This window comes from Butyrivibrio sp. (assembly GCF_017940685.1).
Lineage (GTDB): Bacteria > Bacillota > Clostridia > Lachnospirales > Lachnospiraceae > Butyrivibrio.
The window spans coordinates 11,964-36,359 of the sequence record NZ_JAGAYD010000237.1 but is presented as its reverse complement, the minus strand read 5'-3'; the positions used below and the strand labels follow the sequence as shown (position 1 = coordinate 36,359).

At 42.8% G+C, this 24,396-nt stretch carries 15 protein-coding genes; all 15 read right to left on the bottom strand.

Going from position 1 to position 24,396, the window contains the following annotated elements; translation table 11 throughout:
• Positions 1-105 precede the first annotated feature (105 nt).
• Positions 106-1,548 carry a hypothetical protein gene (locus tag J6I68_RS14025; RefSeq protein ID WP_292221230.1) on the bottom strand — a complete coding sequence of 481 codons (1,443 nt, stop codon included), beginning with the start codon at positions 1,546-1,548 and terminating at the stop codon, positions 106-108.
• The gene (locus J6I68_RS14020; RefSeq protein WP_292221229.1) at positions 1,545-3,287 is read right to left on the bottom strand and encodes a hypothetical protein; all 1,743 of its coding nucleotides are present in this window, start codon (positions 3,285-3,287) and stop codon (positions 1,545-1,547) included. Before J6I68_RS14020 ends, J6I68_RS14025 begins: the two co-directional genes overlap by 4 nt.
• Before the next feature lie 11 nt (positions 3,288-3,298).
• Complete coding sequence (locus J6I68_RS14015) at positions 3,299-6,853, bottom strand: GH25 family lysozyme (protein ID WP_292221228.1); 3,555 nt, start codon at positions 6,851-6,853, stop codon at positions 3,299-3,301.
• 469 nt (positions 6,854-7,322) lie between these two features.
• Positions 7,323-8,423, bottom strand: a complete 1,101-nt coding sequence (locus J6I68_RS14010; RefSeq protein ID WP_292221227.1) for a hypothetical protein — start codon at positions 8,421-8,423, stop codon at positions 7,323-7,325.
• A gap of 2 nt (positions 8,424-8,425) precedes the next feature.
• The gene (locus J6I68_RS14005) at positions 8,426-9,559 is read right to left on the bottom strand and encodes an MBOAT family O-acyltransferase (protein WP_292221226.1); all 1,134 of its coding nucleotides are present in this window, start codon (positions 9,557-9,559) and stop codon (positions 8,426-8,428) included.
• A gap of 66 nt (positions 9,560-9,625) precedes the next feature.
• Positions 9,626-9,820 (bottom strand): hypothetical protein, encoded by a 195-nt coding sequence (locus tag J6I68_RS14000; RefSeq protein ID WP_292221225.1) that lies wholly within the window; start codon positions 9,818-9,820, stop codon positions 9,626-9,628.
• A 53-nt stretch (positions 9,821-9,873) separates the two neighbouring features.
• A complete protein-coding gene (locus J6I68_RS13995; RefSeq protein WP_292221223.1) occupies positions 9,874-11,478 on the bottom strand; it encodes a hypothetical protein in 1,605 nt (534 codons plus the stop codon).
• Between the two features lie 12 nt (positions 11,479-11,490).
• Positions 11,491-12,939: a glucosyltransferase domain-containing protein gene (locus J6I68_RS13990; RefSeq protein WP_292221222.1), complete on the bottom strand. Its 1,449-nt coding sequence runs from the start codon at positions 12,937-12,939 to the stop codon at positions 11,491-11,493.
• A 17-nt stretch (positions 12,940-12,956) separates the two neighbouring features.
• Positions 12,957-14,702, bottom strand: coding sequence for an LIC_10190 family membrane protein (locus J6I68_RS13985; RefSeq protein ID WP_292221220.1), 1,746 nt, complete (start codon positions 14,700-14,702; stop codon positions 12,957-12,959).
• 38 nt (positions 14,703-14,740) lie between these two features.
• Positions 14,741-16,687: a DUF6020 family protein gene (locus J6I68_RS13980; protein WP_292221218.1), complete on the bottom strand. Its 1,947-nt coding sequence runs from the start codon at positions 16,685-16,687 to the stop codon at positions 14,741-14,743.
• 44 nt (positions 16,688-16,731) lie between these two features.
• A complete protein-coding gene (locus J6I68_RS13975) occupies positions 16,732-18,339 on the bottom strand; it encodes a hypothetical protein (protein WP_292221217.1) in 1,608 nt (535 codons plus the stop codon).
• 31 nt (positions 18,340-18,370) lie between these two features.
• Entirely contained in the window at positions 18,371-20,809 is a 2,439-nt protein-coding gene (locus J6I68_RS13970) for a CotH kinase family protein (RefSeq protein WP_292221231.1), read from the bottom strand.
• A 50-nt stretch (positions 20,810-20,859) separates the two neighbouring features.
• Positions 20,860-21,969 (bottom strand): hypothetical protein, encoded by a 1,110-nt coding sequence (locus tag J6I68_RS13965; RefSeq protein ID WP_292221216.1) that lies wholly within the window; start codon positions 21,967-21,969, stop codon positions 20,860-20,862.
• 10 nt (positions 21,970-21,979) lie between these two features.
• Positions 21,980-23,149: an MBOAT family O-acyltransferase gene (locus tag J6I68_RS13960; protein WP_330622518.1), complete on the bottom strand. Its 1,170-nt coding sequence runs from the start codon at positions 23,147-23,149 to the stop codon at positions 21,980-21,982.
• A 424-nt stretch (positions 23,150-23,573) separates the two neighbouring features.
• Positions 23,574-24,392 carry a hypothetical protein gene (locus tag J6I68_RS13955; RefSeq protein WP_292221214.1) on the bottom strand — a complete coding sequence of 273 codons (819 nt, stop codon included), beginning with the start codon at positions 24,390-24,392 and terminating at the stop codon, positions 23,574-23,576.
• Positions 24,393-24,396: the final 4 nt, after the last annotated feature.

Sequence of the window (24,396 nt, the reverse complement as noted above, 5' to 3'; positions counted from 1 at the left end):
GTTATCCCACAAAACTGCTACAATCGATAGATGATTACATTCCACAACTTAAGGAAATAGCCGACGAACAGCTGAAGCTATTGGCGGCATAACGCTGATTAACACCTAAAGGTAATTTACACACAAAAAAGGACTTGACCCGATACTGGTCACAGTATTGCGGTTGTCCTTGGGCACAGTGTAGATTCCGAGGAATACAACAGCCCCTGCAGCAAGTGCCATAAAATAACCTGCAATAGCCTTTCCAATCTTCGCAGTGTCAAAAGAGCTATCACCTGCCTTAAGAACACTCCTTACTCTAATTACAGCCTCTGTCTCCAGAAGCACCATAAACACAATAAATACAAAGTATCTGACATTCTGGATTCGTCTAGGACCAACCTCGCTCATGGAAAACTCAGTGGGAGTAAAGGTTGAAGCAAAAAGCCCAAATGCCAGCAGCACCAGTAGGAACATAGGAACACGTCTTACAAATCCGGCGCCACTTCCATAGCCGCTGACACCAACACCTTCGCTACTATCCGCTCCAGAGCCGTTCCCCGCAAACCCAAACCACACAAATGGCAGTACAAACAATAAAAGCAGCACCACCGGCAAATTCATCCACTCACCAAAGTACTGATAAGCGTCAATAAAAGACTGCCCAATAGCCTCAACAGCTCCCATGGAAACTGACTCAGAAGCCCTGACTGCATTTCCTGGAGCAACAGCATTTACAATAAATCCAGCGAGAGAAAAGACCATAATAACCGCAATCTTCACAAGCCATATCAGCTCCGGCGCCTTTCTTCCACCAACAGCGATCTCGCCGTCCACAACAACCTTGGTCTTGTGTGCACCCTTCACCACTTCAATCACCGCCACCAGCATCAAAAGCGCTGTAACTTCCAGGTTCAATAGCCCAGTCACAAGGTTTCCACCGCCCAGCACAAATCCCAAAACGCATGGCAGCACCACTTTCTTCTTTCTTACAATCATCCCCCACTGCAGGAGCATTAATGAATAAAACAGGCAATAATAGCTTGCACCATTCCACCAGTAAAATCCCTGATTGGCATGAGGAAGAGTCTGCATGGACACAATCAGCACCGCGCCAGCCACGATCATCGCCACATTCCGAGCAGCAGCGCCATCCGGGCCTCCGCTAGCCTTTCCAACAGCTCCATTCACGCCATCGCCAGCCTTCCCAGCGCCGTCAAACACTCCCCTGAAGAAGTACAAATTCCCCCACACAAACAGCGCCACCAGCACCACTGTGCCAAGCCCGTATATTTTCTCCGAGAAAAGCCCAGGCTGCAGCGCAAACAGCGCAATAGCACTAAAAGAGCCCTGCCAGTCCACATAAGTCTTGGCAACCTGGGCCCCTACAGATCCCAGCACCAGGAAGATGTTGTGACTAGCCTGCCACACAGCCCTGGTCCCGGCACTGTACCCAAAGTCGTCCGCCAGAGGCCTTGCATAAATCGCCACCAGCAACATCGGGATCAGCGACAGCACCAGCACTGCCAGAACTGCCATCTTAGATTTTTTCAAAAAACCTTCACTCATTTAGCCGCTTTCTCCAGCCTCTTTCTGGCCCCAAATGGATAAACTACAATAAACAAAGTCGTAAGACCAGTGATAACATAAGCTATCTTCTGGACCAAAGTCTTCCTATATGTTACATAAACGTGTCCCACGCCCTCTTCACCTGGCATGAACACCCTCAAATATCCGTTGTCGTCGTAAGCTTCGCCGGTCGCAAGCTCTTTTACCAGATTGCCAGCATCGTCCGTAAGCCACGCCCTATAACCGTAGTAGTAGACGAATGGCATATCATAGTACTCCTTATCAAGCAGCACCCACACGTCAAAAGAGCTAAACCCGTCGTGCTTGACTCCCTCTGCGGAAGTCTTGTCGCTGGCTCTTGCTATGTTAACTTCCTTGCACTCACTGGGCTCGCACTCCACAGGCAGCCACTCGGCGCAGGAAATACCATAATCATCCTCAAGGTGAGTTGGGCTCACCATATATCTGTCTCTTGCGTTAGGATTCCAGAACGTGGGCTCGCAGTAGAACCTGGTAGCCAGTATCAAAACCACTCCAAGGATCGCTACAACCCAGGATTTCTCCAAGGCACCAGAAACCACTTTGCTGATACCAGCCTCCTTGCTGTCACTGCCAGCCTTCTTGCCTTCACCGCCAAGCGCCCCTTCGCAAACATCCCTTACCGCCATGGCCATAAACACCGTCATCAGCGCCATAGTCACGTATACAAGCCTCTCCGTTGACTGGAAGAATGCAAAGAACTGCCCGATAGGTCCGCGCCACACAAGCTCAGACATCATCAGATAGATGTGAACCAGCGTCACAACCAGCATTCCAACAGTCTCAGCCTTGAACTTCTTAACCTTGATAGCAGAAACAACAAACAGCGCAGCAACCACCACAAACAGCACGATATAGCCAAGTCTGATGTTCTCAATGGTCTTAACGAAATTCAGGATATGCTCGTTGATATCAATATAGTTGTCATAGATAACCTTGAACTTGGTGTGTATCGCCAGCTCAATTGCGGGCATCCAGTACTGGGCAGTAAAGAAAAGCCCCACCATGCTCACACCAAAGAGTTTGCCAAGGATCTTTGGTGAGCGCACCAGCACCTTTACATTTATGAGCACTATCATCACCATGGCGATCATCAGCGAGATAAAGGTAAGATGGTGACTTAGAACCACCACCACAATTCCGATGGCATACTCAAGATAACCTTCCTTCTCGTCCTGAAGCGCCCGTAGGAGCCCAACAATAGCCACCGGCAGCGCAACCTGCGCCATATAGGCTCCAATTCCCGTGCCCTCATAGAGATTCTCCCACATGCAGTGAGTCCCGAAATACAGAATAGTCATGAAAACCGCGATATTCCTGCTGCCTGTAAGTTTCCCAAGACTTCTGTAGCAAAAGAAAACTCCCAGCACCGTAAATATCATAACGTGGAACTTCATGGCGAAAGCCACATCCACTCCCATATTCACCATGATGGCAGGAAGGTATGAAAAGAAATCCGGGTAAAAGAAACCTACTCCATACCCAAATCCCTTCATCAGCATTGTGCGGAGCTTTGGCAGGAAAAATCCCAGCTTCAGGCTCTCCGCAAGGCTCATGATCCTGGAAGAATGGAAGTCATTCTCCGAAGCACTTGGAAGCCCCGGGGCATAATAGGGAATGCTAAAAATCACTATACAAAGGATTAAGAGGGCCATGTAGATGCCCTCTTCCTTTAAAAACCTGTAAAATTTATTTTTCATTAAACTCTCCATCAGTTGTAGTTGATGTTCATATCAACGTTACCTGAAATACCTGAAATAGATCCCTTTGAAGTATACTGCCACATATCATATCTTGTTGCAGTGTATGTTACATTGGCTGCGTACTGAGCCAGCCAGATCTTGTAGCTTGTAAGCGAAGATGCGTTCATGTACTTGGTAAACCAGGTCTTGTTTGAGTAAACACCAGCCCTGTATCCGGCACTCTGAATAGTTCCGCAGAATGCTTTAACGTTGGCTGTACGCTGGCTTGCGCTTATCTGATCTCCACGTCCGTTACTAGCCTCAACGTCGATGTAAACAGGGAAACTTAAGTTGTATCCCTTGCACAGATTGATGCACATGGAGGCTTCTTCTACCGCTTCAACCTCGTTAACTGCCTGTGAAAAGAAATATACACCAACCCTGATTCCTGCTGCCTGAGCCCCCTGAATGTTGGCCTTGAACTTAGGATCCTCAATAAGAGCTCCTGCAGATGAACCTCTGTATCCGCATCTGATGATGGCGTAGTTTACACCTGCATTCTTTACCGATGTCCAGTTGATGTTACCATTCCACTTGCTGACGTCGATACCCATGGTTCCTGATGATGAGGAAAGAGCTCCATCAGAGCCAAAGGTATATCTCGCGCCCTTGATTACCTGCTCCCCAGTTACCTTATCGCCGTTCTTGTTGTAGTAATAGGTCTTTCCATCAATGGTCCACCAGCCCTGGCGAATGCCGTCGTTTTCTTTCTTCAGATAGAATGTCTTACCGTTGTAGTAGTCATTGTAGGTTGCTTCAACATACTTGCCATCGCCGTCCTTGACGTATACTACATTTCCATTCTTATCCTTAAGAACAGTTGTCTTGCTGACAACAGTTACTTCAATCTTGATATCTGCATAACCTGTGCAGCTGCAGGTGATATTGGTCTTACCATCCTTGACACCTGTAATAGTCACACCTGAAATTGTAGCAATATCAGTATTATCAGACTTATATGTCACAGAAAGAGATGTATCTTTTGGACTGATCTTAAAGGTCTGGCCCTGTACGATAGTCACTTTCTTGACGTTCATCTCAAAGGTCTTGGTTCCAGTCTTGGTGACTGTTACTGTAGCTGTAGCATCATTATAGCCATCAGCTGAGAAGGTAATAGTTGCTTTACCCTCTGCCACACCAGTAATCGTACCGTCGCTTGCAACCTTAGCAATCTTCTCATCGCTGGACTTCACTGTAAATGAAGATGGTCCGCTTGAAATAGTAATCTTTCCCTTGTCATTTATAGCAAGTGTGAGCTCTTTTACGCTCAAGGTCATATCTTTTTTGTCAGCCTTGCCAACAGTGACTGTAGCCGACGCATCGTTGTAACCATCAGCTGAGAAGGTGATCGTAGCGCTTCCTTCTGCCACAGGAGTGATTGTTCCATCAGATGCTACTTTAGCAATCTTTTCATCACTTGATCTTACGGTAAAAGAGCTTGGACCAGATGATACTGTAATCTTACCAGTGTCACCCATCTTGATAGTAAGGCTCGTGGCACTTAAGGTCATGTTCTTTTTATCTGCTTCGGTTACTGTGATGGATACCGACGCATCATTATAACCGTCAGCTTTAACAGTGATCTTGGCTGTTCCAACACCTTTGGCAGTAACAGTATTTCCAGAAGCAGTGGCAACTGACTCATTATCAGATGATACATTATAGCTTGATGGTCCACTGACATTTATCGTAGTTGTCTGGCCAACCTTAATACTGGAATCTGTCAGGGAAACTGACATACTCTTTGGTGTTTCAGGCTCTGTCGTTGTTGAACCTGATCCTGAATCAGTAGTTCCACCACTAGCGCTTTCTGATGTTCCCTCGCTGCCAGCCTCAGTGGTACCTTCTGTGCTTGCCTCAGTTGATGTCTCATTATTTGCATTGTCCGGATCAGGCTCTTCTGCCCTGCTCCTTACAGCAGCCATTCTCCGTACACTGCCTACAGTCAGCATTGCACTGGTTGATGGATTTGGAATATCATTCTTATCTATTACTTCATACTTGTACTTGCCATCTGAAGATGTGGAGCTGTTCTGGTTAGAATCAACCCACTCAACAGTGTCATTGAGCACTGACTCAACCTGAGTCTGTACCGCAGTATCTTCCTTGGCTGCGTTGATCTGAGATTCCTTCTTGATCTCGTTTGATACGTCAACAGCCTTCATCTCTACAGTATCTTTAACCGTAAGAGTCTGGGTAGATGTATCAAGCTTGTAGCTGTCATACTCTGAAGAAAGAGCTTCAGGAGTGATCTTATATTTACCTGCTGTTAAATCTTTTTTATAAATGATTCCGTCTCTGTCATGGTCATCGTAGCTGACCTTGGTTCCATCAGGAGTCACTACAGAAACTACGAAAGGTACATTTGCAACCAGCTTCTTGGTCTCAGAGTTGATGAACTTGATCTTCATGTCACTCTTGATAGAAGTAAGTGTCATCTTGATGGTGACATTAGCAGCGGTATCAGGAACCTCTTCTTCCTCTTCCTCGATTTCCTCAACAAGGCCTGCTGCCATTGCCCTTGCCATCTCAGCATCAGCAATTGCAAGAAGTCCCGTAGAACCTACTACGCCATCAACCTGAAGGTCGGCTCCTACTTCCGCAAAAGAGCCAACTTCAGCCGCATAGTTCTTAGCCTTGGAATAGAATGACATGAAGGCAATTCCGCCAGCAAGCAGTAAAACAGCAACAACTAATGCAGCTCTCTCAGCTACAGAAGTGTTTCCTAAAAATGCCAGGATCTTGGCTCCAACTGACTCTTCGCGATCCCTTTCACGGCCTCTGCGGCTGCCACGTCCACCACGACCACCGCGGCCTCTGTCATCTCTGTCGTAGTCGCGGTCATAGTCGTCTTCGTATCGATCATCTACATCCCGGTCATACTCATCGTCATAATCGTAGTCATCATCAGACTCATAATCGCGGTCTGGGTAGTCTTCATCCTCATAGCGGTCATCTTCAGGATAATCGTCTTCATCCTCGTAACGCTCGCCTTCTTCTGGATACTCCTCATCCTCGTAGCGATCGTCTTCATCCTCATAGAGGTCATCGTCATCTCCACCTCTTTCAGGATAGTGCTCCTTAAATGCTACAATGGATCCGCCTCCGCCAGCAGAAGTAGCTACAGGCTCCGCTACTTTTCCAGCATCACGAGAAGGCTCATAGTCGCTATCGTAATCCTCGTCATTTTCATAATCGCTGTCTGAGTATTCCTCATCTTCATAGCGATCGTCTTCCTCAGGATAATCTTCATCTTCGTAGCGATCATCCTCTTCCGGATAGTCTTCATCTTCGTAACGATCATCTTCAGGATAGTCGTCATCTTCATAACGCTCGTCCTCAGGATAATCCTCATCCTCATAGCGATCATCTACTTCGTCGCCGTACTCTTCCTCGAACTCCTCGTCAGGATAATCCTCTTCATCATATCCATCCTCGTAGCGCTCATCGTATCTATCGAAGTCATCCTTTCTCGGACGCCTCTTAGCCTTCTTACTACTAAATAAATTCAAACCTTTTTTCATTCCTCTAAATCTCCCCACGTATGCTCAAAACTATCACCGAGCATAACAACATTTAGTAAATCCAAAATTAAAAACACAATATATATCAGCATTTTACCATTTATGGTATATTCAAGCAAATTTCATCAAAACTATTACTAGTGTCTGCATTCATTGTCACACTTATATTTAACTTATTAAGGCAAGTACGCGCTCTACCGTAGAATACATCTGAATGTCTGGGTGAAAAATCAAGGATTCCAAAAACAGGTATCACATTTTTAACCTCGTTCCAAAAACACTTGATCAAAATCATTGTACCCATTTACAAATCTATTCATTATTCACCCATAAAAGCAAGGTTTATACGATATTGTGATAACAATTACCAAATCGGAGTATACCCATTTTTCAAAAACGGTGATTTTCACCCAACCGCCTTCACAACAATCAGTCAACTACTAATGAAATAGTTGCTTGGTCGCATTCTTCACCCATTGCTCTCCCCAGGCTCGAAATTATCAAGCAGCTCCTGGTACTCATCCCTTGTATCTTCATACTGCTGATCCACCACAGGCTTCAGTAGCCCCCTACCATCGCCATCACCATCATCTGCATCCCCAACTCCATAGTGCTCACAGATAAGACCTCCCAGATACCTGCTGGTTTTCTCAGCACCCCACACATTCTGGTGATAAACAAAATTCTCCTCAGGAAGTACCGCTCCAATCCCTGCCACATGCTCAGGAAGACACAAGTTCACATAGTACAGCCCATGCTCCCTGGCGTAGGCAACGTGAGTATTATAAATTGCGTCATCCATAGTCGCCCCAGGAAGATTAACAAGCATCAGCTCAATGCCTTCAGCCTCACACAGCGACACAATCCTATCAAGATACTCCTGCATAAGAGGAGGAAACTCAGCCATCTCGTCATCCCTAGCATCTGGCACAAATGCCTCATACTCCTTAGGCCCCATATCCACAATCGGCGCATACCCCTTAAATGGTGCCTTTGAAGCAGCCTCAAGATCAAAATCCTCTGGTCCAACCTCGCTCCACCTTGAGTGGAACCTGATATTAGTAAGGTAATAGCTAAGCTCCGACTGCTCCTTGTCCAGCTTGCAGATCTTGTGAACAGCCTTTGCCTTATTAACCGACCACCTCATTGGATCGATGCACTTCCTGGTAAGGCTCTCCCAGGTGTTGATGGCGCACTCAGGGTGATAGTTGTTCATAAACTCAAGTTCCAGCACCACAAGCTTTGGCTTTTGATACCGCAGTGCCTCCTTTAGCCAGTAGTAGCTAAGGAACACGCTTTGCTGCTCGCTGGCCAGATTGTAGCTGGTAATCCCGTAGTCGTTGTAAATCTCCTGTGGCACAAAGGCATTTGCAGCAATACTTGCCCCAAGAAACAAAACCTCCACAGAATCCCTCTCCATCCCGTAGAACTGATTATACGTAGAGGTAGTTGGCCAGTCGCTGTTTTTCACCGTGTACTTAGGCTCCAGTATTTTGTTGATCCCAAACAGGGAAACTGCCAGCACGCACACAAAAGCCACGCACCCCAGCGCCCTCTTACCAAGTTTCAAACTCAGAAACCTCCATATATGAAATCACTTGCATTAAATCCAAATCCATAAGTTCCAAATATCCAGATTGCCCAGATGGCCAAAAGATATATCACCCACCTGAAAGCTACATTCATAGAAGAGACAAGGTCCCTGACCTTAACGCCTCTCTCCTGCATGCAGCTCACCACAAGCAGCGCCAAAAGAGACACTCCCAGCACCACCATTTCAGCGCCGCCAAGTCCCAGCTCCAGCAAAGATCCATCCGTCCAAATCTGCGGATTCCAGACCGTCACCATGCTCTTTAACATGGCAAAAGAGCTATCAAGAGAATCTGCTCTGAATATGATCCATCCGATCATTGCCAACACAAAAGTCCCAAGCCTTCTTAAAATAACTGGCACCTTCACCTTATCAAGCGGCCTTTCTGCAATCTGGTAAAAAGCATGAAGAAGTCCCCAGAACACAAACTTAACTGAATCTCCATGCCATAACCCGCTGACCGCAAAGGTGATGACCACATTCAAATACTTCCTGAATGCTCCCTTTCTGCTTCCTCCAAGAGGAATGTACACATAGTCCCTTAGCCACGAGCTCAAGGAAATATGCCACCTTCTCCAGAAATCCTTGATGGAAGTTGCAAAATAAGGTCTTTCAAAATTGTCCGAAAGTCGTATCCCAAACATCTGGGAAACGCCCTGAGCCAGTGTCGTACAAGCCAGGAAGTCAGCATACAGCTGAAGGCTATACAAAACACCAGCAAACAGCACATATCCGCCAGCATAGGAAGCATAGTCATCAAACACTGTATTTACAACAACCCCGGCCTTGTCAGCAATCATGAACTTCAAAAAGAATCCCCACAAAATAAGCTGCAATCCGCCTACAAACTCATCAAAGTCAAATTCATTTCCTTCATACAACTGGCCAGAAAGCGCTTCATACCTTGGAATAGGTCCCTGAATTATCTGGGGAAAGAAAGACGCAAACAGCGCGAACTTAAAGATATTCCTCTGGGCAGTCACCTTGCCCTTATAAATGTCCACAAGATACGCCACCATCTGAAGCGTATAGAACGACAGCCCCACTGGCACGATCCAGGATAGCCCTGTGAGCCTTGCAAAAGAGCTATCAAACAGCCCATCAATTTTGATCAAAAGAAGTGGAAGCGCTGTGCAGATAATTCCAAGTCCAAGGATCCATCCAGCCTTCCTGTTCCCAAGTCAAAGGCCAAATCCATAGCACACAGCAATAGATAAAAAGAACAGCAGGATCTGCCAGATACTGCTTCCCAAAAGGGCATAAAAAGAGATGCTCCCCACGAGAAGTGATACCCATCTCACCTTCTTAGGGAGCACATAATAGATGGCTATGACCGCCATCACCAGAATATAGTAGCTAAAGCTTGTATATCCCATAAGGCAATCGCCTTTCTATCTTGCATCCGAGAGCATCGCCAAGTAACCTCAGCTTACCTCTCCCAGACAGTGTAATCGTGATCAAGCACGTAAACATCAAAGTATCCAAGATCCTCTTCCCTGACAATAGTCGGATTAAATCTCTTAAGGAATCCCTTAAAATCTTCCATGTTAGCATCAGAAACAATGTAGCAGGTCTTTCCACTTGGATCCTTCATTGGTGGATACCAGGAAACATCAGTAAGCCACCTGCTGCCCTCCATGTCGTACATATTATTGACGCAGCGCACTTTCACGGTGTTATTACCCATAACAGTAATGGAGTTTGCATGGTCAAATGTGGAATAGCCATAGTCATATCCATTGTCCCTCATCCACGCATAAACCTTATAAAAGTCCGAATTTTCAGAAGTATCCTCAACTATCAGCTTTTGGTAAAAAGAACTGACAGCTACCACAGCATATACTGCCAAAATAACTCCACATATAGCCTTGACCCATGAAGGAAAATATCTTACAAGCATCATGGCTCCGGTAGCAACAGCATAAACAAGCATGATGAAATATCTGCTGGCCACAAGAGATGTAGTAAAGGTAGTCAGAATGAATACAATAACCGCACTTGCAGGGAAGCATAATGTGCTCCACAAGAATATTGGCTTGACTCCCTTTGAATCCTCAGCCTTGGCATCGCTCTCACTAGCAACTGCCTCGCCAGTCTTCACACCACTAAGTCCATCATCCTTCACAAGTCTTCCAATAGCAATAACATATCCAACAGCTGCCATCACAAGTATCGCTACTGTAATAACGATCAGTCTTCCTGAAATAACTGTATCATGAAGGGCCGGAACAACCTCAGCCATAAACTTATCAAACGCATGTCTGATATTCCTTGTAGGAGCCGGGTCATAAACCGCAGACAGGAAGTTAACAAGAAGTGTCAGCGCCGCCTCAGCTCCAACCCAGATAGAGATATCCCATCTGGTGAGCTTATGCTTTTTAATCAGCGAAATGATCTGCCTTACAATCTCTACACCCACAAGTGGCCAGTACAGGAAAAGAGAAGCGTGCATTCCCTGGAATCCATTGATTACGGCAATTCCAGTTGCAAGAAGCACTGCAAAAATGCCAAGCTTTCCCTTTTTCATGTTGTGATTGTACAGCATCAGCATGATGAAGCATGTGATGATGTGGCTCACATAGTCCATAGCGTACAACAGGATCATGACCTGAGTATGGTCCTGAGCCTTAGTAAGAGACAGCACGATCAGAAGAATCGCAAGAGCCTCAATATTGCTAAAACCAATCTGTCTCATATATGCAAAAACAACAGCCTGCAGGATGATCATCATGATGCAACATGCAATTCCCATAGAGATCTGAAGGTTAAATCCTGTAAGGGGATAGATAAGAGCTGCCAGGTTAGGGGCAGTGATCAGGTGTATTGCAGATGCCACAACCCATGTCTCAGGAAGAAACGCTCCCTGCTCATAGATAACTGTAGACAGCAGTGCCTCAGATGCGATGTCCGAATGCATGAAGGCTGTGTAGTGCTCCATGTTGGCATCCATAAACACAAAGATCATTGCTGCATAGATCACCAGCAGCACGATTCCTATTATTATCTTCACAAATTTCATTGGTATAGACTTCATTTAAAAACCACCTTATTTAAGCTTAATGATTATATCGTTATCTTTATTCACCAGTATCTCGTGATAAGCGCTCTCCTGCACCGTCTCAAACTCTCCAGCGTCATCCAGCGTGTACACTCTCTTGATATTAGGGAGCTTAAAATACCTGTAAAAATAAGCACTGCTCCAGTCGTGGGTTCCTCCCTGAAAATACACAGGAACCAGTTTCTTTATCAGAACGTAGTCGTAGGTGTAGTTCTCAATTGCAGGGCAGAAACCAATGTCTCCTTCTACGACCATTCTCTTTTCATCGTCAGTCATCATCACGTCAAGATCCGCCAGGTCGTCGATAACCTCCTGCACCCTGAAGTCCACGTACTTCATCTGCTGTGCAAGGGCGTTTCCATAGGTAAAAGAAAAAGCGAACAGACACCAGGATAAAACCAGTATCGCAGCCTTTCCGCCCCAAGGCAGGATACCATCAAAGGTTAAAATAGCAAAACCGCATACCATCAAAAAGAATGAAAAACCATACATGCTGCGAGGCAGGATAAGTGTCAGTGAAAATGCAGGATATACTCCAAATACCACAAGGAGCATTAGTGCCAGAAGTATCACAAACATCCCTGCTGATACAAACTTATTTCTTGAAGACTTAACTACAAATAAAACTCCAAGAAGCACAACAAGCAGAAATGCCAGAATATTCCAGTTCTTCATAAAGTCACCAACAACTGTAAGATAGAACTCTTTATAGTTGCTGATAACTCCGCCAATAAAATCTCCAGCACTAAACACATCAGTATTGATATAGCCTTCCTCAATAGGTTTCATCAAGAACAGAGCAAAGAATGCCAGTGTCACAAGATACACTCCTGCGCACTTAAGTAGGAACAACGCTGACTCTTTAAAACTCTTCTCTCCTCTATTCCATGATAGGAACGCCATCATCAGCGCCATCATCGGATATATTCCAGAAGATGCCTGATAGGTCATGCACATCACAAGAAGGCATATGACAGACGACAAATAAAACAGCACTTTCGAATCCCTTACCCAGAACACAAATGGCAGAACAGCTGCAAAAACTGACATTGCCATGAACACCGAGTCGTACTTGTAGGACATGTTAGAAAGAAAATATGGTGACATGATCAGTGTTCCGCACACGTAGTGCAACACAGTAAAGTCGCGTCCTTTAGTAAATACATAGACCACAGCCACAACTGCTGCCGCCAAAAAGATGCAAGCCAAAATCTGCGTCAGAGGCGATACATCAGTGTTGTGCTTGTTTCCTCCAACAATGATTGATACCCAGTCCGCCACGTACCTGCTGTCAAAGGCATTTCCCGTGTATCCTTCAATGTTCCTTCCAAGGTCGTCGTTGTAGTAAAAATTGGCGCGGATAATCGCTGATACTTCGATCAGAAATATCACCGCCATTATCAGTAATTCTTTTCCGTAGGATGTTATCTTCCTCAAATCAAAGGCCTTTCAATTTATCTCTTAGGCTTAAAGCCCTCTTTAATGCCATCTCCAATAAGCTCAGTCCGCTCTACCATGAAATCGTAGCAGCTGCCAGGATTATAGTAGTAACTGTTTATCTCGTCGTAGTTTGCCACATAGACGGTTAAGCCATCCATGTCTGTCTCCGACATATTGCCCCTGTCGAAATCCACAGGAACCAGAAAATGTCCTGACCTAAGTTCATGCTTAGCAAACACCATGTCATCCATGAAGTAGTCGTCAACCCAGCTGGCGAAATTGATCACGATAAGTGATGCCACAAATCCCAGCACCACGCTCTTTCTGGATACAATTATCTCCAGCATATCCCCCAGCGCACACAGTGGCAATAACAGTAAAAATGCCAGCCCATAGCGGATAAATGGTGCTGTGAAGAACCACATGACAAGGTTTGCAAATATGGTCACGTAGAAAAGAACTACTGCAAAATTCAGTTTCTTTTCCCTGAGCCTAAATAATAATAGCACACATGTAAGAATAGCTCCAACAAACTGAGAATAGATGAGCATTACTTCGTAGTGCTGCTTCTCTCCCCACCAGACAGGGAGCCAGCTCGTTACGCCGTCGTCAATTTTTGTTATGTCATATAGACACCTGCCCCAGACCTTGATCTGATCCGCATCCACCTTCATGTACTCAGCAGGGATCTTCCAGATCACGTTAAAAAGATCTATGGATGCAACAGGATAGAACAGCCATCCTGACAGGATCACATTCCTTACCATGTAAGGAAGGAATGACAAAAATCCTATAAGCAAAAAGAAACCAAGTTCCTTAAACATCTTCTGCTTTATCAAAAGAACTGCTGGCAGAATTGCCAGAATTACAAGAAGCGCTGCAGATAACTTCATGCTGACAGTAAAGATTGATAGAACTGCCAGATAACCAAAATACGCAACCGCATTGAAATCCGTCTTGACATCATGCTTTGCAGCAACATCTACCCTTTCCTCTGCATATGTTATCCATGCGCACATCACATACAGCGTCATGAACATGGTTCCATAGTCTGTTGCAGGAGATTGAAGTCCAGTCATGTTGGTAAGTGCATAAAGAAGAATTGCAATTCTTGCAAAGTCTCCGCCATGTCTCTTGTGCTGACTCCAACCAGCAAGCCCAAAAGCTGCATAGCAGGTAAACAAAACCATGAAAAATCCAGTCATGCTGTGAAGCGGAAATGGCAGGATAAAACTCAAAGTAAACAGTGCACAAAGTGCAAGGTATGAGCTGTTATAAGCAAAGTGAAGCTGGAGATTTCCAAGGCCCTTTATTACTCCATACTCTTCCAGCATCCTGATTGCCTGAGCGTGATAGATTCCAGTGTCAGTGTGGAACTTACCATTAGATGAAAAGAAAGCTGCCGCCAAAACAATGATCACAAACAAAGCTACTGAATTGAATGATGCTCCAGTGCATTTCTTTTTGATAGTCCCAAACAGCTTAGTAAACTCAGTCCTGTAAAAAAATCCACCAACTGCCACCAATATCAGCATCACCACATGGCAGGCTGCTCCAACTTTATAAAAGATGCTGAACACTTCAGCATAGACAGTCAGTGTAACAAGACCAGTAACGCACAGCCCAGTTATTCCAAAATGCCCCTCACCATCATCATAAGATGGAACAGGAACAACCTTAGATAACAGCCTGTTCACCACAAGTCCTGTCACAACACACACTATGAAGATATATATCCAGCTAAGGATTGTTACCAGCATCTTTACAGTCTCCTCAATCTCCCACCAAATTTATCGCCTTAAGCATTATCAGCATTGTCGGCATTTTTCTGTTTATTCCTCATATGCATATACATAGCCACGATCGTAGGCAGAATATATATAACTGCCCATGCATATCTTGGCTGCTCGTCGATAAGTGGTGCCATAAGAACGAACGCAAGCGACAGCCAGATAGGTACAAGAGCAATCCTTCCGCTATAGAACTTCTTATCCTGCATAAGTCGTCTTAAGATAAACAGCACATAGACGTACATAGCAAGGTTGTTCATCAGTGCGATAAATGGCATCTGGTTCAGCATCCTGTACATGCTGCAGGCCATGATCGGAAGTCCCTGCATAGCCTTCGGTACATGAATGTTTATCCACTCCTGGAACTCTGCTGTAGCCACAGCCCTTCCAGCATCGCAATCCTGATTGTAGACCACGTTGTCGTAGTCAGGCATAAAGATGAAGTAGTTCTGATTCCATGTGGCCTCAATATAACTCATAGGATGCTTAAAGAACTGCTTAAACCACAGCTTAAGATATGGTCCAAGATTACTTGTATCTGCATCAAGGTACAAGCTCTTTATATCATCAGCGCAGATTGGATCATAGGATGTTGGGAAATACTGCCAGTCAAAGGTGTTAGACAGTATCTCAATCTCTTCATCCGTAAGTTCATCATAGTGTTCCTCTACATACCTTGCAGTCTGTTGGAAAGGCAGGCAGAATGCCTCTCGGATTGATCCGGGAACAACATTGTATTTCACAGTGATTGCATGCTCAATAAGTCCAGTGATCACAAATGGCAGGATAAGTCCAGCCAGTATATAAACGCTAAACTTCTCTTTCTTCTTAATGAGCTTTACCACCCATATAAGAGCAAGAAGCAAAGTCATAGCAGCGTAGATGTACAGTCCATTCTTCCTGCACATGATCATAAGAGCTGCTCCGTAGAGCCATGCTACAAACATTGCCCAGTCCTTCTTAAAGCTAAACTCTAATCTTTCCATCATGACGATCCTGATAACGCACAGGGTCCACATAACATAACCTATCATGTGGGGATAATCCTTGATGACCCATGCAGCGTTACCAGTAAAGTATGGCGTAAAGCAGTACAGAAACAGCGTAAATATCCTGAACCACGCCGCAACCTTCCACCTTCTCATCTCATATATGGTAAAGGCAAGAACTGCTGTCATGGACGCAGACTCAACTATAGCGTAGATAAAAAGACCCACATTGGCACTTCCAAAAAGAGTGATTCCAATATTGGTAAATGTTCCCATTATCCATGTATGGAAAATAGGCTGCCATGCAGAATACGGAAGCTGACCAAAATAGAACTGAAGCTGATTCCAGTCATCAGATCCAAGAGCTGCAGGATACCTTATGATAAGATGCGGTATCCACAGAATATAGATCAAAAGAAATACTGATAAAAATGGGTACTTTCCATAAAACTCACGTATCCCTTTAAACTTCTCAGTCTTTATAACAAATATCTCATCACTGTGCTCCAGTGCATGTCCCACAAGCCTTATAAACAGCACAAAGAGATAATAAAAACCAATAAAGATAATAGCAGCTTTGATCAGGTTGTAAGCCGGACTAATAAGCACTCTAAGAGAATTAGCCTGCCTGAATCCTCTTCCTCCAACATACATCACAGAAAAGAATACCGCCAAAACTCTCTCATGGCTAAAACTCTCCAGTCTCCTATCACTCTCTCCCAGAAACTCTCTGTAGATAAAAAGCAGCGCCACAGCCACAAGGGTTATTACAAATGCCTTTCCACCAAAGGCATCCGTAGTATATTCAAAGAGCTTAAAAAGCCCCCTCCTTATTGGATCTCCGATATGTGACTCATAGGGCTCTGCTGTATCAAAGGTCACAAATAATGAGGCTGCAGACAAAAGTCCCGCCAAAAAGCACTTTCCCTTCGAATATGGTCTATTCTTAAAAATCTCTTTTAACATAACCTTTACCTACTACTCTTAAATCGGATTATGCCACACTATAATCACATCACAATCGGATTAAATGCGCACTTATAAACTGACACATCGTTTAATTCTTTTATCAAAGTGTACTGACTCATTATGTCGTCAGGAACATAATCTGAACCATTCGGAATTATAAGCATTGTCTCTCCAGAATACTCTGCATTGTCATCGTAGTAGAGATAGTCACCTTCATGATGATATCCTCCTCCAGAGTAAACCACCTTGTATATGTGATCCATATCCAAAACTCTCAGCGACTTTCCTATTGTACTAAGATCATCTCCCCATACATATATCAGGTCAGCATTCTCATTCCCTACCAGCTCAATTATATCCTGCATCTGCCAGTCTTCGTTGTTAGTCTTAATGTAATTAGTATCTGATACAAAATCGTCTCCCAATATAGCAACAAAGAGAGCTATAGTTATGGTTTTGGCAAAGAGCTTTTCAAAACCAATCTCATCAACAAAAATAGCTACCAGGATCATTACTGCCATAAATGTCGAAATCAGATATCTCTCTTCAAAAATCACTTCACCATACGTTACATTGAACATGCTGAACATTAAAAAATTGACTAGTATTAAATTCAACAAAAACAAGGATATTCCATCTTTGTGAAGTAGATTTTTCTTGGTCTGAGATACTGCATAAATAACACTTATTATACAAATCAAAAGCAGCATAATTGGAAAAATATATCCAATCCCCACATATGAGATCACTTCAACTTTGGAACTAGTTACAGGCATTACTCCTAACAGTATCATAAATCCTTGAATCACAGCCCCGGTGTTCACCCATAAATCTTGCAATGATGTCCATGTACGAGTCTCATCTATTGATGTTGCTCCCAGTACCACTTTAGATACTACTTTTCCCAGTAATACACTTATGACTCCACACAAAGCAAATATTGTCTCTTTGCTTTTCAAAACCTTTATATCATCTTTTATAAATGCCATCTCAACTTCATAAATGAGATATGGAAGTAGTAAAATAACAATAATAAAAAATCCAGTAGATATTCCCGCCGCAAAACACAGGAGCAGTGCCAAATACGCCCATTTACTGTTCTTAGAGTTTTGTCTTATATACAGAAGTTCATGAATGAATATAAGGACTATAAGAGTACGTATATTGTAACCCGCAGCTTCAGATAATAGATCACTAAAGTATCCAAGGTCGTTATTCAGATCAAACCCATTGGTCAGATAAGGACATACAACCATGTTCATGGCAATCAGCTTCGGAACACTTTTGAGATCGAGCATAGATAGAAGTCTCCACATAACAATCAGCATGAGCGCCACAAAAATCATGTTTGCAAGTCCGTATGAAAAAAAGATCTTACCAGTGATTGCATATATCAGGGAAGCCAATGGCAGAGAGCAATCCCAGTAATTATGCGTTGTATCAGCCCAGTAAGGATTTACCAGCATTCTCTCTTTTACGATCAATGCAGATTTTAAATATAACCAGGATGAATCATATCCTATATGCTTTCCCAGTAAAAATAAATTAAAATACAACAAAGCCACTACTTGCGCCATTAGCAAAAGAACCATTAACCACTCCAGAACACTCATATTCCTTTGCTTCATGCGACCTATAATATTACTCACTTACTTGCTCCTTCTCACAAAACTGTGATCATTATTTTATTTCAACTACTATATCATCGCTCTCAATACCTGCAGGAATGACATATGTTTTTTCCGAAGAAACAAGTTCTCCGTCAACATACCAGCCTTCAAAGCTGTTATTATCTCCACCTTCAATACTGAGCACGACAGGATAATCTCCAAAATACTCACCACTCCAGTCTCCTGAATAATCAGATATAACTGAAGTATTCACTTTTAGTTCTTCGCCTGAAGCCACATTTCCAACAATTCTCAAGGTATAAAGATTACCTGTCAACTCAAAATCCGTTCTGACATATTCTTTCATATACTCAGGGCGCTCTCTGAAAAAAGCATCAATCAGACCAACATCAAAGCCAAAATCTGATTCATCGAACGGAAACTCTATTTCATCTTCACCAGGATAGCCATCAGGGAAATACCCATTCCAAAAAGCTTGTTGTGACTTAACATCCTGAACTCTGATCACTCCAGCATCTGACCATAACTTGGGTGCAACTTTATCATATCTGAAGTTATTATTCATCATATCCATAAAGGATGTAACAAAACGCTCCTTGAACTCGGGATTAGCTATTAGGCCCGATAAAAAGCCTTCATCAATAAGCGGTCCTCTCTCAGTCACCCAGTTTTGTGCCACAAACGTATCAACATCCGGACTATTGAATCTGTTATTTATATAGTCAGAATTATCAAGATCGTTGGCGAGAAATCTCCATTTACCGTCGTCATATTCTCCATCTCCAATAGATTTTGTACGCCACACAACCTCATTATTGAAATACGCATCAATACAGGCGGTGTACACTTTCAGTACATAGTAATCGATAAGGCTCTGAATATCTATTTTTGATTCGACATACCTATAGTTTTTGTCATTAGCCATATCGTTTTCAATGATAAAACTTTTTATGTCCGATAACTCTGAAGCATAGCTTTCATCTTTTTCATCCGCCGCAACATATTGCATATCCTTTGTTTTTACAACCACTATATCCTCTTCTGGAATATTGTAGTGATTGCTAACATAGTTCGAACATGCCTTTTCCTGAAGATAGTAAAGCCCCCAATATTCACCATTAAGAAATACAGCACACGGTATTGCTATCTGAGCACCTATAGATCTGTCCTTTACTAAAGACTGATTAAAAACATCCCTCATCTTTGAGAGATACATATCATCACTTCCGCCGTTTCTCAATACCAGTCTGTTATAGCTTAATCCATTTCCATAAAAGTCATAGTTAAAGCTAAAACTGCCATCATACTCCTCTCTTGCATACAAGTTAAAACTCTTCTGAGGACAGTTGACTGAGCTTCCTCCATGTATCCTTATCCCAGCATCCTGTTCAAGAGCCTTTCGATGTTCATTAGTAAAAAACTCTATCTTAACATCTCTTTCCCATCCTTTTCCTTTTCGGCCAAAATTGGCAGGAGAATCTGGTAAATTTACCAGATTCTCGTCCACCTTCGCACAAAAGGTCCTATTCACGCTCCCAACACGATATATTCCATCCTCATAACCGTAAAAATCATCAGGCGAAATAGTGAGAGACATTATTGAAATACCTTCATAGTCTTCCTCATTAAGACCCACAAAAAATGTCTTGGAAGATATTTCACTTACTCCTGTATCAGAGATAGCAACAGCCTTAACAACCGTTCCTTTGTCCACCTTAAAACCGGGAGAATATGCATTTTCCAAAGCTATATCTTCCATGTTCAGGTAGTAATTATCTTCATCCGATCGATCATCAATTGTTATAGGATCAGTATATTTCAAAGAGTTTTGATCAGGCTCTGTACCATCAAGAGTATAATAAATATCACCTTCAGCACATGATAGTTCTATGGTGACAGGATCCGCAAACCAACCGCCTTCTACTGAGAATTCAGGAGCCTTAAGTACATCCTTTTCATCCTCAATTATGATCTGCTCTTTGACATAATATGGTGTGGCTACATCAACCACATACTCATCCATCTTAGACTTAGATGACGAAATAGTCATGCTATCATCAAGATACTGAGGCGTCACTACCGTTGACACTATCTTGCCGCTAGGATCGGTTAGTATGCACTTTTCACCATCAGAGATATTAAAACCAATTCCGTGAACATCTGATGGCACATAGTCGTCTCTCCACACTTCTGAAGAATACAGATCTTCACTGCTCCAAGCAATTATCGCCTGACCAGGCTCTATATTGATATTAGGGAAGAGATATTTCCCAAGCTTACTGCTGTCGTCTGAAAGTCCCCATCCTAGTAGATTTACGGTCTTATTTGTGGGGTTGAATATTTCTATATAGTCAGAATCATAATAGCCATATTCATCATGTGCTGCCTTTTTATTGTGTGTACACACCTCTGTTATATGCAGTTCACCTGTCCTTACAAAACTTATTTGAATTGGGCCAAAACATAACAGCAATGCTATAACGCACATAGAAATCAAGATTATCAATATATAGACTTTTCTATTTTTGCTCATCATTACTACCAATCTTGTGAAAAGAGCTCATCATAATCAAAGGATTCCACAATCCCTTTCATTTTAATAAGAGCCTCTTTCATCTCATCTGAAGACTTAATCTCATAGTTACCATTATTAAAACATTCTACCATATATCTGTTTATCTCCGGCTTGTAATGGGAGTAATCAGCGTAGTTACTAAGATCTGTCACCTCGTCCATGGTCTGGAAGTAGTATAGATGCACATTTGGATACTGCAAAAGAGTATCTGCCACGTACTGATACTGGGCAAATGCAGCATCATAAAATCCCTCCTGCTTGAGGTTATGCCAGTACAGAATACTATAAGGTGGGAAAAAGAAATAGAATTCCGTTTCAGGATGCTCCTGAACAAATGGCAATATATTTTTCTCAAGATTAGCCTTAGTCTGTGGAAGTACGTCTCCTTCTGTGTAGATCACATCAGATTTTTCTGGTTCTTCGTAGGTATGCATTACCCACTGAATGTTGTAGTACTCAGGAGTCCACCAGCTAGCATAAATCTCCGAAAGATCTGAACCTTTTCCCTGTATAACTGGTCTTAAAATGTACTGAAATAAAACATCCTTGTTCAGCACATAGTTCACGTCATTTAGAAGATTCCTGTCGTAGAGATAATCTGGCAGAGGATACTTGGTCTCTTCAGTATCTGCAGTCATCGTAGGAATATCCATAGCAAAGAAAACAGCTCCCATGGGACGATTCTTTCTTGCGTAAGTATTCTCATCAAACACAATTGACAGAATGTTATAGTCATCCTTAGGATATGCACCGCTATAGCTGAGTTTTACTGTATCGTAACCAAGGAGTTCCTTGAAATCATCTGTATCAAAGTTAACTGTCATAGAGGAGCCGATTATGCATCCGTTGTAGTCCATGTGCGTTGCCATTCCAGGATTCTGGCTCAGCTGATTGTCCACTACATAAGGAAATCCCTTAATTGAAGCATGGTAGTGGAAAAACGGATCCACATAGATGACCAGGGCCGCACACATTGAAAGGGCTGCTACCACAATAAGTACGAGCATTACCAACAATCTTCTATTCTTTTTTTCTGCTGTATTGCAAATCTGGCGTTTTTCTAATTTTGACATGGGTCTTCCTTCAGAAATTCATATACAGGAATGTACTTACTCCTGCAAAGCTTACAATGCTCCACACAAGTAGTATTGCCGTTAATACTGTAGTCTTAATGCCTATCTTACAGCCTTTAGATATCTGGATAGCATTCTTTGAAAAGAAAATAATGATCACACTGATCACCACAAATAACCAAAGGCACACATCCCAGGCAAATCCCAACTTCATGATCGGAGTAACTTTTATAACGTACCAAAGTTCATCAAGCTGGAAGCAGGCCGAAATGTTGGTTGCAATGCGCCTGCTGCCTCCAGTAAATATTCTAGTCAAAAGTGTTATGGCATCAGATATTGTGTTTGCTCTAAAGAACACCCACGCTACTGTGACATAAATAAATGTAAGCACTACAGAAATTACGTGCTTCAAAACAGATAGTATTCCCACAGATTTAATCTTCACCTGGACTACTGCTTTAGTAACATCATTGCCTGTCTTCTTTCCATGCATCACCAGTCTTGTCAGTACATACAGCACGCCATGCATTGCTCCCCACACAATAAATGTCCATCCGCTTCCATGCCAAAGACCACTTAATAGGAACACTATCATGAAGTTAATATACATTCTGACTGCGCCTTTTCGATTACCACCAAGAGGAATGTACACATACTTGGTAAAAAACTTTGTAAGAGTGATGTGCCATCTCTTCCAAAAGTCTATTATGTTCACTGCCTTGTAGGGTGAATTAAAGTTATCAGGAAGGTCAAAACCTATCATCATGCAGACTGCACCAGCCATATCGCAGTACCCACTAAAATCAAAGTACAACTGGAATGAATAGAAAACTGCAACGAGAATCGCTTCAAGACTGCCAAGTGTCATCAGATTATCATAACCATAATCAACTGCCCTGCCAAAGGTGTCTGCTAAAATGACTTTTTTGAACAACCCAAAAGATAGGAGTAACAAAGCCCTAAGCACGATCTCAGCATCAAACTTAGCATTCTGGGCCTTATCAAGTTCACCAGTAAAATCCCCATATCCCATAAGTGGGCCTTGGAGAATCTTGGGAAAGAACAAAATATATAACAGATAATCTAGCAGATCGAATTTTTCAATATCACCTTTATATGAATCAACAATATAAGATATCTGATTAAATGTGTAAAAACTGATAGCAATAGGAAAAAACATACCTGAAAACTTAAAGAACATCAAAGCAGCTATATTTACAAGGATTAGCGTGAACAGTAATAACCCACTCTTTAATTTTCGAAGCCACAATGTCCCTACTGAATTAGCTAACACGCTTATTGCTAACACAATGCCGTTCTTAACCCCAAAAAGCCCATAAAAAACTAAGGAGAACGCGATAATCACAATCTTACACGCCTCCTTAAGTTCAGGTCTTTTCTTAGCTATTCTCTTAGCAAGCTGAATTGCCAGCAAAAATGCCGGCAAAAACAGCAATATGAATCCAAACGAGTTAAATACCATCTTATGTTCCTAATCCCAGTATTTATCTATATTATCAAAACCACTTTGTCATTTTTCAAAGGATTCCAGGCTATATTTTTGTCATTTTTCAAAGGATTTTAGACTATGATTTTGTCATTTTTCAAGGGATAACCATGTAAACGCCCTGTTCGTCGTACCATTTCTGGACTTCAGGGTCAGAGTAGATCATGTAATCACCAACAGTATCAACGAGCTTAAGGCCCATGGTTACGAGGTTAACATCAACTTTTCTATCTGTCCTAAGAACAATATACAGGCATTTGCTCTGCCTTGTAGCCTCTAAAAGCGCCTCAGCGTTGATGACTTCTGGTTTCTCATATGCGTCATAAACAGCATTGTAATAATCCCACTGAGTTGCCAGCATCTCACGACCGTAGGGCATCAGGATATCAGTATCATACTGACGGACAAAGTGCACCAGTTCTGATGGGAATACAGCTCTTATCCTCTGCTCTCCATCTTTAGGAGCGATCACATCACATACATCGATGACGTACTGAGGGATGTGGTACATATTCTCAGCCACAGACATATACTGGTTCAAATACACAAGTGATCCTGAAATCATCACAACAACAAGTGCAACCACTAAAGCCACTCTCTGCTTTATCTTATTTTCAAAGCTAAAGATAAGCTTGCAGGCAGCATAGCCAATTACCATATACATAGGTATGAGCCACAAAATACGATAGTAGGTATCGCTTCCATCATCAAATGCCGCCACATATACAATCTTGGTTATTGGCAAAAGAAATCCCGCCAGTATCACAATTGGCAACACGCCAAGTATTATCTTTTTCCTTACATCCTTCTCAAAAATGATCAGATAAATTGCTGATGCAAGAAGGATAATGGGCAAGATTGGATTTCCAAAATAGAGCTTTAATGAAACCCAACATTCCATAAATATTCCGTACATATAA